General features: G+C 42.3%; 15 protein-coding genes. 8 read left to right on the top strand and 7 right to left on the bottom strand.

From position 1 onward, the window contains the following. Positions 1–2 precede the first annotated feature (2 nt). From BLW60_RS05680 to BLW60_RS05670, 3 genes are read right to left on the bottom strand one after another with little or no spacing between them, the layout of a single operon-like run. On the bottom strand, positions 3–797 hold the full coding sequence (locus BLW60_RS05680; protein WP_074715154.1) for a TIGR02452 family protein: 795 nt from the start codon (positions 795–797) through the stop codon (positions 3–5). A gap of 12 nt (positions 798–809) precedes the next feature. Next, a complete protein-coding gene (locus tag BLW60_RS05675; protein WP_074715151.1) occupies positions 810–1910 on the bottom strand; it encodes a metallophosphoesterase in 1101 nt (366 codons plus the stop codon). Further along, complete coding sequence (locus tag BLW60_RS05670; protein WP_074715150.1) at positions 1898–2989, bottom strand: iron-containing alcohol dehydrogenase family protein; 1092 nt, start codon at positions 2987–2989, stop codon at positions 1898–1900. Before BLW60_RS05670 ends, BLW60_RS05675 begins: the two co-directional genes overlap by 13 nt. Positions 2990–3231: 242 nt before the next feature. Here BLW60_RS05670 and BLW60_RS05665 point away from each other — a divergent pair, with 242 nt between their 5' ends. After that, positions 3232–4422 (top strand): glycoside hydrolase family 5 protein, encoded by a 1191-nt coding sequence (locus tag BLW60_RS05665; protein WP_242872836.1) that lies wholly within the window; start codon positions 3232–3234, stop codon positions 4420–4422. Between the two features lie 34 nt (positions 4423–4456). Here BLW60_RS05665 and BLW60_RS05660 read toward each other — a convergent pair whose 3' ends face one another. Together BLW60_RS05660 and BLW60_RS05655 are read right to left on the bottom strand one after the other, a co-directional pair. Next, positions 4457–5755, bottom strand: coding sequence for a hypothetical protein (locus BLW60_RS05660; RefSeq protein ID WP_074715147.1), 1299 nt, complete (start codon positions 5753–5755; stop codon positions 4457–4459). Positions 5756–5778: 23 nt separating this feature from the next. After that, complete coding sequence (locus BLW60_RS05655) at positions 5779–6357, bottom strand: RNA polymerase sigma factor (protein ID WP_074715144.1); 579 nt, start codon at positions 6355–6357, stop codon at positions 5779–5781. A gap of 222 nt (positions 6358–6579) precedes the next feature. Between BLW60_RS05655 and BLW60_RS05650 the strand changes: the two genes are divergently transcribed. From BLW60_RS05650 to BLW60_RS05625, 6 genes are all read left to right on the top strand, one after another. Beyond that, positions 6580–7047 (top strand): DUF2975 domain-containing protein, encoded by a 468-nt coding sequence (locus BLW60_RS05650; RefSeq protein WP_074715141.1) that lies wholly within the window; start codon positions 6580–6582, stop codon positions 7045–7047. Between the two features lie 13 nt (positions 7048–7060). Beyond that, positions 7061–7267 carry a helix-turn-helix domain-containing protein gene (locus tag BLW60_RS05645; RefSeq protein ID WP_074715138.1) on the top strand — a complete coding sequence of 69 codons (207 nt, stop codon included), beginning with the start codon at positions 7061–7063 and terminating at the stop codon, positions 7265–7267. A gap of 12 nt (positions 7268–7279) precedes the next feature. Then, the gene (locus BLW60_RS05640) at positions 7280–7660 is read left to right on the top strand and encodes a hypothetical protein (RefSeq protein ID WP_074715135.1); all 381 of its coding nucleotides are present in this window, start codon (positions 7280–7282) and stop codon (positions 7658–7660) included. A gap of 97 nt (positions 7661–7757) precedes the next feature. Continuing rightward, positions 7758–8051: a hypothetical protein gene (locus tag BLW60_RS05635; RefSeq protein ID WP_074715133.1), complete on the top strand. Its 294-nt coding sequence runs from the start codon at positions 7758–7760 to the stop codon at positions 8049–8051. Between the two features lie 14 nt (positions 8052–8065). Then, complete coding sequence (locus BLW60_RS05630) at positions 8066–8461, top strand: hypothetical protein (protein WP_074715130.1); 396 nt, start codon at positions 8066–8068, stop codon at positions 8459–8461. Next, positions 8451–9953 carry a DUF4153 domain-containing protein gene (locus BLW60_RS05625; protein ID WP_074715127.1) on the top strand — a complete coding sequence of 501 codons (1503 nt, stop codon included), beginning with the start codon at positions 8451–8453 and terminating at the stop codon, positions 9951–9953. Before BLW60_RS05630 ends, BLW60_RS05625 begins: the two co-directional genes overlap by 11 nt. A 576-nt stretch (positions 9954–10529) precedes the next feature. Here BLW60_RS05625 and BLW60_RS05620 read toward each other — a convergent pair. Both BLW60_RS05620 and BLW60_RS05615 read right to left on the bottom strand, forming a co-directional pair. Next, the gene (locus BLW60_RS05620) at positions 10530–11804 is read right to left on the bottom strand and encodes a sensor histidine kinase (RefSeq protein WP_074715124.1); all 1275 of its coding nucleotides are present in this window, start codon (positions 11802–11804) and stop codon (positions 10530–10532) included. A 1-nt stretch (position 11805) separates the two neighbouring features. Beyond that, positions 11806–12519, bottom strand: coding sequence for a LytR/AlgR family response regulator transcription factor (locus tag BLW60_RS05615; RefSeq protein ID WP_074715121.1), 714 nt, complete (start codon positions 12517–12519; stop codon positions 11806–11808). 347 nt (positions 12520–12866) lie between these two features. On the opposite strand from BLW60_RS05615, the gene BLW60_RS05610 reads away from it, so the two are divergent. Further along, entirely contained in the window at positions 12867–13826 is a 960-nt protein-coding gene (locus BLW60_RS05610; protein ID WP_074715119.1) for a glycosyltransferase family 2 protein, read from the top strand. Positions 13827–13924 lie beyond the last annotated feature (98 nt).

The raw sequence follows: 13924 nt of genomic DNA, 5'->3' as shown, positions 1-13924 counted from the left end.
TTTTACTGTTCAAATGTATTTTTGAAGATATTGTACTTCTTATCGTTTCCGCCTGAATAAATGGCAAAGCAAATATTCCCGAATAGCTTTCCGTAGCCCTCGTCTATGATGACTTTTCGGAAATAGCCTGCAACGTCCTCGGACTTATTGCCGAAAGCTCCGCAGCCCCATGCACCCAGTATAATATTTTTATGACCGTGTTCAGCGGCGACTGCAAGCAATATCCTTATGCGCCTTGTCATAGTCTCTGCGATCTTCTTATTTGAGGCGAATATAGCTGCACCTCTTCTGTTGGGAGCAGGTACAGTTATGACCGAAGTCATGAACGGCTGCTCCATAGGCTCACATTTATTATCGCGGAAAACACATACATCAGGTGAATAGAGCATATAGTCAGACTCTACCGGACTGATATGCGTATTATTGTAAAGATACATCTTTTTAGCCTCAGAAGAGGTTATGGAAGCATACAGGGTGCTGCATCTGCAAAGAGCCTCTTCCTGAGCGTTTGCGCCCAATCTGAAGCCGCCTCCTGCCTTGTGAGCGTTGGCGAAGTTCATAACAAAGGGGCGTTCAAATCTGCCTGCGGCTGAAAAGGAGTCATCCTTAGTAACAGTTATGCTGCACATTTCCTCGCCGCTGATAACGAGCTTTTCAATAAGCTCAGCACCCTTTTGCGGACTTATAACTTCTACTGCACGGGGATCGCCTTTAATGTCTATGCGCTTGCCGTTCAGCTCGTAGAAGCCGTTTTCGGTAATTTTTATGGTCTCGTTTGCAATAGTGATATTATTCATAAATACATCTTCTTAATTTGTAACGTCCATGACTACATATTCCGAGATACAGCCTGTTTTAAAAGGTATTGCCCAGCCCGATATGCCCGAGGTAACGATGAATTCCGTATTGTCTATGGTCTTTGCACCGTAAACAGCATCGTTTGCACCTATGAGCAGTCCGATATAGCCTGAGGGCCATATATGTCCGCCGTGGGTATGTCCCGAGAAAACAAGGTCAGCGCCTGCGGCAGCTTCGTTATCGTAGTCGTTAGGCTGATGATCGAGGATAAGCTCGAACTTTGAGTCGTCAAGGTCTTTCGTGAGAGTTTTTATGTCCTCACGTTCCTTATAGTGTTTATCAAGTCTGCCGACTATGCGGAAAGTGTCGTTAACCTCAACTACATCGTCCTCAAGGAGTGTAACATTGTTCTTTTCGAGCTCGCTGTAGAGGTCGTCAATAGTGAAGTCGCGGTGTCCCGATTCATAATAGCCCTTATCGTGATTGCCCACTGTAAAATAAACGCCGTAGGTGGTTTTCAGCTCGCCTAAAGCCTTGCAGGCTGCAACCATATCCTCGCGGCATGACTCATCGTCAACGAAGTCTCCTGCGACCACTACCACATCGGGCTCTTCCGCTTGTATACGCTTCATTTCCTTTGTGAATTTTTCACCGTCAAGGGTAATGCCGAGGTGAGAGTCCGCAATGCCTACTATCCTGAGACTTCCGCCTGCTATGGGCTTATCGGTGTGGACTGTGTAGGAAGTCCTTTTTACATCGTGGGCATTTATCCAGCCGAAAGTGAGATACACAGCCGTAAAGAGTATGACCAGAACTCCTTCGATATAGAAGCGGCGTTCTTTTTTTATTGCCTTGCGGACTATTTTTCCAATAAGGTCAGCTATGAGCCAGAAGGCTGCCAGATGAAGAAATATGATAACTACCGCATAAATGTTTATCACACCGAAACAACCTATACCGATCAAAGGTAGAAGGCACAGCAGCCATGAGAGCTTCTTGTGATTTTCGGCTATTTTCTGCATAAAGCCGAATTTATGAAATCTTGTGAGAAGATAAAAGATGCCGCCAAGACATATAATGCCTGTAAGTGCAAAAAGTATCAGCCAGAACATATGACACCTCCGATAATATCGCGTATAACGTCCGCGTTTACATTATATGGACAGCTTGCAAGCTTTTTGGGATTGCAGATAAGATTATCCGCAGCCTTTTCCAGAAGCTCCTGTGACGCATTTACAGGGCTGATATCAGCAATGAACTGCCCCAGCTCGTCCGTATCGGCAAAGCCCGTCACAGACAGAACGTGTTCACGGTCGGAGCGGTCGGCGTTTCTGAGATAGCCTCGCTGGAAAGCTCCCACAGCCGCACCGTGTGGGATACCGCCCTCATAGGTGAGAGTGTAGCTCAGACCGTGAGGAATGGACGTGCCTGTCTGAGCAATAGCCATTCCGCCCAGCGTAGAAGCCGTGAGCAGGTCATTGGCAGTATTTATGTCAAGAGGCATATCTCCTGCAAGGAAGTCCTTGCAGCTTTTCCAGAGCTTCATGCCATTATCGGCGCACATACGGCTTAGATAAGAAGCAGAGGCGTGGATATAGCTTTCTATCATATGGCTGAGAGCATCAACAGCAGTATTTGCAAGGAGCTGCTTAGGAGCAGTAAGCAGATATTTGCCGTCGCATAGCGCGAGGCTGGGGAATACCTTATGTACCATAGACATTTTTGTTTTCAGGTCGTGCCGCGTGAGTACAGAAACTCCCGTTGCCTCAGAGCCTGTTCCGCAGGTAGTTGGAACAGCAGCCAATGGCAGATGCTGCGGAGAAGCAGTGCTGTCATACATAAGCTCCCATGAGCTTTCGGGATTTTTCATCATTACTGCTACAGCCTTTGAAGCATCGAGAGCTGAACCGCCGCCCACTCCGATAACGAAGTCAGCACCGCAGGAAAGCCCTATATCCCGTGCTTTCATAACAGTTTCAACGGAAGGGTTCTCCTCTGTCTCATTGAATATGGTATATTTTACTCCGTGCATCTCAAGTGCAGTGATAACATCATCAAGAGAGCCGTTTCGCTGTGAAGAATTATGTCCTGTAACTATAAGTGCGTGAGAACCGAGAGCTGACAGGTCTTTGCTGTGAGAAACAACGCAGTCAGGTTCATAAATTACCTTTGCAGGCATGAAAAACATCATATTTTTACCTCATTCGTTATATAAGATTCTCTTTTATTACCTATTATATTATTGTACCTGTTTTAAGGAGCAGTGTCAATACATGGGTAGAAAAAACGCTTTTTTGTAGTATATAATCTTCTGTTTCAACTGTAGGTTGAAAACAGTGGAAAAGTTATGGTATAATGAATATGTAAATTATAATACAGCACAAATCTGATATAATGACAGTTTATTATTCTGCGAAAGGAGATACCGATGTAATGGGGATAAAAGACAATAGGATATTTACAGCTTCATCGGCTGACATTGCAGAAAAAATGGGTGTGGGCTGGAACTGCGGAAATACTCTCGAAGCGAATTTCGGCGGTATACCCAGCGAGACTGTATGGGGCAATCCGAAAACCTCACAGGAGATAATAGACGCAGTTGCCGATGCAGGCTTTAACACCGTAAGGATACCTATAACCTACCTCAGTAAGATAGATGATGAAAACGGCTATATGATAGACCATGAATGGCTCGAAAGGATAGCAGAGGTAGTTGATTACTGCTATAAAAGGGAAATGTTCGTGATAATCAATATCCACGGCGATGCCTACCACACCATAAAAGGCGGCTGGCTGTTCTGTGATGAAGAAGATCAGGAACGCATAAAGAAGAAATTCAGGGCTGTGTGGAAGCAGGTGGCTGAACGCTTTGCCGACCTTGACGAGCACCTCATATTCGAGAGCATGAACGAGGTCTTTGACGGTATATACCACGATCCCGTACCCGAGTATTACGTGAATATCAATGATTACAACCGCATATTCGTTGATACTGTCCGCGAATGTGGCAAGAACAATACCCACCGCTGGCTCATGGTCTGCGGCTGGAATACCAATATAGACTATACCTGCGGGGATTACGGCTTCTGCTTCCCCGAGGACAAGGGCAATACCGCCGATGAGGGAAGGCTTATCCTTTCCGTGCATTTTTACGATCCGTGGGACTACTGCGGCGAAGAGGAAAAGGACGTTTTCCTGTGGGGCGAAAAAGGGCAGAAAATATCCGATGAGTACGGGCTTTCACCCGACAGCGTTGCCAACTGGGGCGACGAGAACCATATGCGGTTCCAGTTTGAAAAGCTGAAAAAGAAGTATATCGACAAGGGCATACCTGTTGTACTCGGAGAATTCGGCTGTATCGACAAGGGTGCAGCAAATGAGGCTATATCCAATAAAATAGCCGAGAACCGAGCGTATTACAACGGTTTTGTTGCAGGAACTGCCGCAAAGAACGGTATAACGCCCATATACTGGGACAACGGCTTCAACGGACAGTACGGTCTCGCGCTCTTTGACAGGCGCAAGCTCACACAGACTCAGCCTGCTATCATAGAAGCCATAGTTAAAGGCGTAAAGAACAAAGATCCTATGGCAGGTCTTTGTGTAAGAAAAAAGCATAACTAAAGAAGAAAGCTCCCTAAAAGGGAGCTTTTTCATGTTATTGTAATTCCTTTACCTTAATATCGGTAAGGCTGAATCCGGAACGGTCACGTATATTCCTGCCGTATTTGAACCCGTCATTTGTAAATACGACAGTGGCTTTGAATTCGAGGAAATCATTGCCGTTTTTATCTTTGATGATACAGTATACCTTACAGCTTTTATCACCATTACTGCTTAAAATAATAACATCCTCTTCAAGATCATTAATTACCACATCTTTTGATATCATAAGGTCATTAATATCGTAATCATCACAATCGTTTATGAAATAGTCCTTTATAGCATATGCTGCTGCACTTTCCATATTACGTCCCACAGTGATATCACTTATTTTCCATTCGCCTTCTTCACAAACGAAGTCGAACTGTAAATTTGTGCCGACCTTTGATGTCTCAGTGTTGACAAAAGGATTAAAATTAGCAAATACAGTTGCCGAGAAACCATTCTTCTTTATTTTTATAACGTTAGGATAGCTTGAAAAGCTGCCGTTTTCAACCGGCTTGTTATAGTATGATGAAACATAAAATCCTTCGTTATAGGTAATGAAATCCAGAGAATGATAATTTACATCAGCTAAATCTATAGCCGAATTCTTTTCGTATTTACTGAGATCCGTATCGAAATCAGAACTTGAGAAAAGATAGATGTACTGCGGCTCTATAATAAGAGTCTCATAGTCTTCGCCTGAGTTTACACTGAAAAGCCTTTCATACAGCTCATCTGTGAATATGCTCTTTAAACCGTTCTTCAGGTCATCGCCTGACTGGAAATCAGTATCGGTAACTCTGAAATAGTGCTTTTCGGTCGCTTTCTGTCCGGGTACATCTGAATTATATACATTAAATGTAAGAGTATCGTTATTATCTACACTCAATGCGTGATTATAGTATTTATTTTCAAGTTCGGCAAATCTGTTTGTAAGCCTGTAAGCTATTTCTGCACATTCTGATGCAATATCTTGTTTTTCTTCTTTTTCTGTAATTGTTTCTGTAGCAGCTTCTGTTGGATCATTCATTTCAGTAGCAGCGGAATTATTCTTTTTGTATTTCATGAATGCTGTACCGCCCGAAATACCTGCTACGAGTATGACTGCCGCAGCTGCTAAGCTTGTTAATCTGGATAATATAGGTCTATTGTACTGTTCAACTCCTCTTACTTCTGACTCATCATCGAACCCCACGTTTTCTTTGTCATGGTTGTCCATGTTGTACTTTTTTTCGCTCATTGCAAAAATTCTCTCCTTCTCAGCCTCTGTGAGAACAGGGAATTCCTCCGAAATTTTGTCAATGATCATGTTATCAATCTCCTTAAATAAACTCAAATCAACCCCTCCTTGCCAATGCCTGCTTCTGCGAGGAGCAGTTTGAGTCTTTGTTTTGCGCGGCTGCTGCGCTTCTGAACGGCAGCAGATGACATAGAAATACTCTCAGCGATCTCTTTAGCTGTCCTGTTGTAATAATACTGTTGGATAATAATAGTTGAGTCTGGCTCTCCCAATTCCTTGATTTTTCCGAGAATGATACGTGATTGTTCCTTTTTTTCCGAGTTTTCCATTAATGAGTCATCAGAACGCAATTCTTCCATGTTGTTTTCATCTATAGAGAAATTCCTGTTGTTATGGACGCTGAGTCTGCGGAAAGCGTCTATAGCTGTATTCCTTGATATAGTACCTATGTATCCCTTGAGGTTACCTGAAAAGTCAGTATTTACGTCAAAACGCTTATAAAGCTTCATGAATATATCACTGACACAATCCTCTATATCCTCACGAGTCCCACAATTTCTGAGGATATCTATAACTATCGCGTAGACATAGTTACAGTATAGATCAAAGACCGCTCTGTGACATTTTGGTACAGACTGAGACATAAGCTCTTTTAGTTCGGCATCTGTCATCAGAAATTCCTCCTTTTTTTGAATGCATTCAATAAAAATAATCGAATGAATTGACCTATTTCAGACACTTTATTATACCATTTTTTCGCAAAAAAAACAATGATTTTGAAAAACAGAAAAAAATTATTGAAAAACGATAATTTTCTATTGACAAATGATATTTTATGTGCTATACTATAGTCACAGTAAGAAAACTGTAAAAACTAAGAGGAGCGACGATATATGTGGAATAACAACAGATCTCTATTTTTATCCCGTGTACTTACCATAGCGGCAGCAGGTGTGGCTGTATTTGTTGCCTTTTTTATACCTACCATAGCCGAATGGTATCAGTACGAAATGACGGTAGAAGCCGCAGGCATACTTGACAGAGAGACAATGTATCTGCCTATGTGCATTACCCTTTATGTATGCGATGCACTTGCATTGGCAGCACTCTGGAATTTGCACGTACTTCTTGGCAATATCAGAAAGGACGAGGTGTTCATACCTAAGAATACCAGCTGTCTGCGCAGGATATCGTGGATATGTATGGCAGCAGGAGCTGTATGCATCATATTCGGGCTGTGGAGCTCCATATTTGCCTTTGTAGGAATGGTGGCTATAATGTTCGGGCTTATCATGCGCGTACTGAAAAACGTGTTTGAAAAGGCTGTAGAGATAAAGTCGGAAAACGACTTTACTATATGAGGAGGTGTTTTCCATGCCGATCATAGTAAATCTTGATGTAATGATGGCGAAGCGGAAGATGTCCTCTCAGGAGCTTGCAGAAAGAGTAGGCATAACCACTGCAAATCTTTCCATACTGAAAACAGGCAAGGCAAAGGCTGTAAGATTTTCGACTCTTGAAAAAATATGTGAAGAGCTTGACTGTCAGCCGGGGGATATTCTCGAATACAGGCGAGAGTAAAGGAGGCAGGATATGAGGGTAATATGTCAGATATGGCGGATATTAAAGCTCATAGTAGCGGTGCTGTTCGTGTGCGGACTGTTTATTGCAGGCTATGAGGCATACAAGATAGCGCATTATATGAAAGAAGAGCCTGTTGTTACCGTAAAGGAACAGCTGATATTTCCACCGCATTCAGAGGTTAAACTGAGCGATTTAGCTGAATTTGAAAACTGTATAGATAAAGAGATATCAAGTGCTCGGTGGGAGAACGGCGGATATGAAAAGCTTACAATAATGAGTGACGGAAGCTCGCTCATTATAGGTGAAAAAACTGGAAATCTCAATGTCATGATATATGCAAGGGCACACAGAAAAGTCTTTTCGCGGGAGATACAGATAACAATAGAATAAGGCGGAAATAATACGGGGTAACGTATTTCCGCACACGGGGGCAAGCTCTAAACATAGTATGCAGATATTTATAATAGGTCTTTTAGGAGGGATCGGTATGAAAAAAACGGCAGCTGCAAAGGTACATGAACTGAGATATACCTACGGCATAGACATAGCTCTATGTGTATTTGATTTTCTCATCTGCTCGGTGCTGTGCGCAGGGGGCAGTGAATACCTGAATATCGCAGGTATAATCGCTCTTATAACAGCTGTAATACCCATAGGCTTCAAGCGTCTCTACTTCAAGGACGAATTTATCCCTAAGTCAGTGGGAGCTGTTATGGCAGTCTACAGGGTATTGCTGGCGGCACTTATGCTGTACGGTATCGACTATTTTCTTATAGCGTGAACGGGGGGAGCAAAATGAAAGAGCAATGGAAAAAGGTGCGTTACTGGTTTTTTATGTCATTGCTGACAACGATGCTGATATTTATGCCGCTGATGATGTTTGTGACGGTGTACTGCGTTATAAACTTCCTGTGCAGCCTTGTGACTGCAATAGTCATGTCATTTGACTGCTTTGCAAGACCTTATGTATGGTACTCGGGCACAGCCGTATTTATCACCTTTCTGATGACTGCATATCTGGCAAGGGATATAGCAAATGAGGAATATGGCTCTATCATGGCAGCTGCGGAGATCATTGCTGTTATATTTTTTATGCCCATACCGCTGATAACGGGGTTAAGAGTATACAGAAAAGGAAAAAAAGAAGAAGCAGAGATGCTTCAAAACGGAGGAGACTATTATGGAGAATAATATGCTTAGCGGATTTAATGAGAGCAATGCCTTTGTTGCTCAGCACGATGAAACGGAAAAGCCCGAATACACAAGGGCAGACGCTGTGATCTCGGTATTTGCGATGATAGCGGCGTTTTGTTTCGTGAGATATGTGCTGTTTCATGTAATGGGATTTGTCACTACGGGACTTTTCATTGCTGTCATTTCCGCGGCGATAATTTACTTGAAGAAAAAGGAATGTGAGTTTTCACGCTTCAATAAGCTGCTTGCAGCCGTACTTTATATTTTCAGTACTGTATTTTCGATCACTGCAAATACTCTCATAAAAGACCTTGATGTTGTATTTCTCATCGGAGCAGGAGCATATTTTGTATACTCTGTGGGAGCTTCCAACAGGAATATAGATCGCTTTCTGCCCTATGCCATGTGCAAGGCTGTGTTTGAATATCCTTTCTCACATTTCGGCACACAGGGCAAAATAACCTCGGATATGCTTTCAAATTCCAAAAAGGCTTCTAACGCAAGATACATATTTATTGGACTCCTCATTACTGTACCTCTTACGGCAGTAGTTGCAGCTCTGCTCATGTCGGCTGACGATGGTCTTGAACGAATGTTGAACGGTATATTCAATAATATTTTCGGTAACGGTTTCTGGGACACTGCCCTTCAGCTCATAATAGCTCTGCCATGCTCAATGTACCTCTTCGGACTGTTGTATTCAAACGCTCACCGCAACGCTCTAAATGCCCTTGATGAGCAGGCGTGTACACAAAAAATGTATAATATGCGCTTTCTGAGCAACCTTATCGTGTACACCGCAGTAACGCCCATATGTGTGCTTTATGTTCTGTTCTTCATTTCTCAGGCAGGATATTTCCTTTCAGCCTTTACGAATTCGCTCCCCGAGGGCTTTACCTATGCAGACTATGCAAGACGCGGCTTTTTCGAGCTTTTTGCTATTGCACTCATCAACCTCGGAGTCACCTGCTTTATGAGCCTTTTCTCAAAGAAGGCAGGCAGAGAGAAGCCCTTTGCACTGAAATTCTACAGCGTTATGATTAGCGTTTTCACTCTTATCCTTATAGCTACAGCCATGAGTAAAATGATAATGTATATCAACAGATACGGACTTACAGCACTGAGATTTTACACAAGCTGGTTCATGGTGCTCCTTGCAGTAATATTCGTACTTATCATCATAAAGCAATTCAGGTTCGAGATGAAGATATCGAGGGATATATCACTGGTATTTGTACTTATGTTCGGAATTCTTTGCTTTTCACGCCCAGAAGCTGTTATAGCAAAGTATAATATCGAGATGTACAGATCGGGCAGTCTTGAAGAGCTCGATACGAAAACGCTGCTGAAAATGTCCGATGATGCGGTTCTTACGGCGTATAATGAAGAGGTCGTAACAAAGGAAGAGATACTGCGCCACAGGTCAGACAAGGACGAGCTTAGGGATTATAACCTCTCATCTGTGATACTCAACGAGAAAATGTCATAAAAACAAAAAAGCTCCCGTACCTCGGGAGTTTTTTGCTATATTATTTCAAGAAGAAAACAAAGATTGTTTTCAGCGTAAGATTTCCTATCACGGAGACTCCATATTCGGTATAGGGGGGAAGTCCGAACGACCAAGTGTCAAGGGTCTCCGCAGGGGACAAAGCCAAATTAAGCGGAGTTCGTTACGGCTCAAAGCCGTAAATAGATATCTGCTTACAGACGGAGCAGATATTATCTTATATAATAGCGTATAAAACGGCATAAATCAATACTTTTGCGTGAAATGTACTTTTTTAGCGTGAAATGCGCATTTTTGTTCATTATTCGTTAACATTTAACGTCGCAGTTGTAGGGACGACCATTGGTCGTCCGAGTTTTACGATGTAAATAACATGAATGCTCTGTAGGGTCAAGTTCCGCTCACCCGTCAATTACGCATAAACTTCAAATGTTTCACTGTAGGAAGTGTCACCCTCGGCGTTCCGAGCCTAACTCATAATTATATCAAAAGCCATAGTACTTCTTATGTATAATTCAGAAGTACTATGGCTTTAAAATTACTATATAAGTTTTCGCGTTAATATGCTATCATAATATCGGCTGTAAATATTTCTTTTTCGTATTTGAAAGAGAGGATACCGTCCAGCTGATCGACGGCTTCGCGGATACTGCTCACGCCTATGCCGTGACCGACACCTGTTTTTTTAGTTGTAAGGTTTTCGGTATCTACCTCGTCAGAGGAATTCATTACGCATATCCTCAGCTTGTTATCGTTCTGTACAATGGATATATAGATGAATTTTTCTTCCGAAGATGAACGGAGCACACCTTCAATGGCATTGTCGAGGAGATTTGCGATTATTCGGCACAGCGGAAGATCGTCTATATCCATTTTATCGGTGATTATTACCTTGCATGAGAACTGTATATTGTTCAGAAGAGCCTGTTTCCACTTCATATTAACGATAGCGTCAACAGAGGAGATACCCGTATAGCAGATACGGCTCGCAGCGGAAAGCTTCTGATAGAGCTTGTTGAGATGCGCGATAGCCTCAGGACCTGAGCCCTGCTTGAACATTCTTCTTGCAGCAGCAAGCTGATTACTGATATCGTGCTTGAGCTGACGTATCTCGGTGTATTTCTCCTCAATGAGCCTGTAGTTTTCTTCCTCCGATTTAAGACGCTGTTCCATGAGCTTCAGCTCGATGGAATTGGAATAAGTATCGAAGAAGTCGAAAACAAAAATATTCAGCAGGAATATTCCCGCAACAGACAACAGATACATCAGTGACCTGCGCGGAGCAAGCTCTGCGGTGATGAAGATGCTGTTGAGTATTATAAGGCTCAGCAAAGGAACGAATATCACCAGCAGCCAGTTCCTGAAAGGGATATCCCTTTGCTTGGGTTTGAGATATTCCGCGATATATATTGCTGCCCAGAAGCAGAATACCTTTCCGATAGCCATACATATGTATCTTCCGAAGCCTGATGAGGTATTGTGCTCTGTAGCACCTATATTCATTATGTTCAGAATAGCGGCAGGTGCGATCTCCGCCACAAGCAGCACAACAGCGAACAGCAGACAGTAGAATATGATACTTCGGATTTTGCTCTCAAACATCACAAATGAGGTAAGCATCATCATTGTAACAGCAATTCCAAGCTTGATCCACGGAGATACATCAGTAAAGGTCAGAGCCACGAAGATGCCGAAAAATCCGACAGCAGGGACGATGAGAAATTTAAGAGGATACCTGCATTCCTTTTTCATTATAAGAAAAAGGTAGAATATGATAAGACCGGCATCGAGCAGACAATTGATAGTTTCTATGATTAATTGGGAAGATCTCATCTCAGCTCCACCTGCTTCTGCTGTAATCCATAAAACACTGTTTGATGTTTTTGATATGGTTTCTGCTTGCGAAGAGAGTTTCTCCGTTTATCAGAATTATTTCATTTTTCCGTATGTAATCAATATTTATGATATTCACGATACTGCTTTTATCAAGACGTGCAAATAGCAGGTCGGCAAACTGCGTTTCTATCTCGGAAAGCGTTCCCTTTGTGAAGAATTTGCCTTTTTTTGCGTGTATAAGCAGTTTATGTGAAAATACCTCTATATATATGATGTCATCTGTAGGAAGCTTTTCTTCCTTGGTGCTGCCGTCAGCAGTAGCTATGACGTACCTTGTATTGCGGTAATACTCATGTACAGCATCGCTTAGCTGCTTCATATATATAGAACGGGGCTGATTTTTCAGTATATACCTGAAAGCTCTTACCTCATAGCCCTGAACGGCGAATTTCTCATAGCTGGTCAGAAATATGATTATTACCTTTTCGTCGATATCTCTGAGAAAACGGGCTGTTTCAACGCCGTTGAGACCTTTCATCTGGATATCGAGGATAATAACGGCATATTTACCCGCGGTAAAATCCAGTATCAGCTCTCTGCCTGTTTTGAATTCAAAAAAGGTGAACTCATTCTCATATGACTGGAGAGCAATAAGGTCTTCTTTAACTTTAGTAATATATCTTTGTTCGTCGTCGCAAATTGCGATATTCAAATTTTGATCCCCCTTGACACGACCGTTCTGATGTTCAAAAAAATGACAAAAACAACGTAGAACGGTTGATTGCACATTCTGTCATATAACGATTTAATTATACTATGATATTCACACTTTGTCAATGGTTTGTAGGGAGGATAGTGTAAAAAAGTGAATGAACTATGAACAAAAGCGTACATTTCACGCTTAAAAATTACACTTCGCGCATTTTTATTGAAATTTACACCCAATTAACGCTATAATAGGTACAGTTATGGTTGTTATGTATCTGCTTTCAAAGCAGGGGATTACTTAAAACGGTATGGGGATACCGTAAAAAAAGATATTGACAGGAGAATTTAACTATGAAATGCAGCATAATAATACCCTATTCTTACTCTACCGACAGAGCCATCAGAGTATTTCATTCACTCGAGAACCAGGACTTCAACCATGAAGAATACGAGCTTATCTTCGTAAACTACGGCGAAGGCAACGAACTTGCGGAGTATATCGCAAATTATGAGCCGAAAGTCAGAGTCCGCTGTTTTGCACTTCCCAACGGCAGGATAGGTCAGGCAAAAAATCAGGGAATAAGAAGAGCTTCGGGCGAACTTCTTATATTCCTCAACGGAGATGAGATAGCTTCAAGGAACTTCGTTTCAGGGCACTATGACACATATAAAAAGTGCGGCAGACCGATAATGCAGTTTGGTCTTACAAAGGAAGTCTTTGAGGACGATGACAAGGTATTCTACGAAAACAGAGAGTTATTCAGGAATGGTATCCGTTACTGGCTCACAGAGCCTGAGAAATACGGGCTTGACAAGAAAAAGAGCTATTATTTCATTAAGGATATCCGTCTGAAAATGCTTGAGCCTTACAGCTATGATTTTGATAAGGTCCAGTATAAGATGATATTCACTCAGACATCTAATCTCTCTATCCCTATGGAATGTATCAGAAGATACGGCGGTATTGATGAGAATTTCCGAGAGCAGGAAATAGAGGACTGGGAGTTTGGCTACCGTATGATGAAAAACGGTGTGGATATCATATATAATCCAAAGGTTGCGGTTCTTCACCTTTACGAAAAGGAGAACTACGATGTCAAGCGTTATATCGAATGGAAAGATAACCTTGATACTATGCTGAGGAAGTATAATGACAGTTTCCTCAACGAGCTTGAAGAGTTCAAGAGCTTCTTTGACCCTGTACGCAGGGAGCGGATAAGAAAAAGTGAACCCGGCAAAAACATATGGCTTGAGATATACAAACATCTTGAGCGCAGTGCTGCCAAGCCTGTTTTTGCAAGTGCAAACTGACATTTTCTTTCAGCTGAGCCCTTGACCCTTCCCTGACATCAAGGGTCAGCTTTATTTAAAAAACGGTCTGTGGGTACTCACTCACTCATGGACTTCTA

Source organism: Ruminococcus flavefaciens (assembly GCF_900108555.1).
Taxonomy (GTDB): domain Bacteria; phylum Bacillota; class Clostridia; order Oscillospirales; family Ruminococcaceae; genus Ruminococcus; species Ruminococcus flavefaciens_P.
The sequence above is the reverse complement of the archived record's forward strand: the minus strand, read 5'-3'. Positions and strand labels throughout refer to the sequence as shown.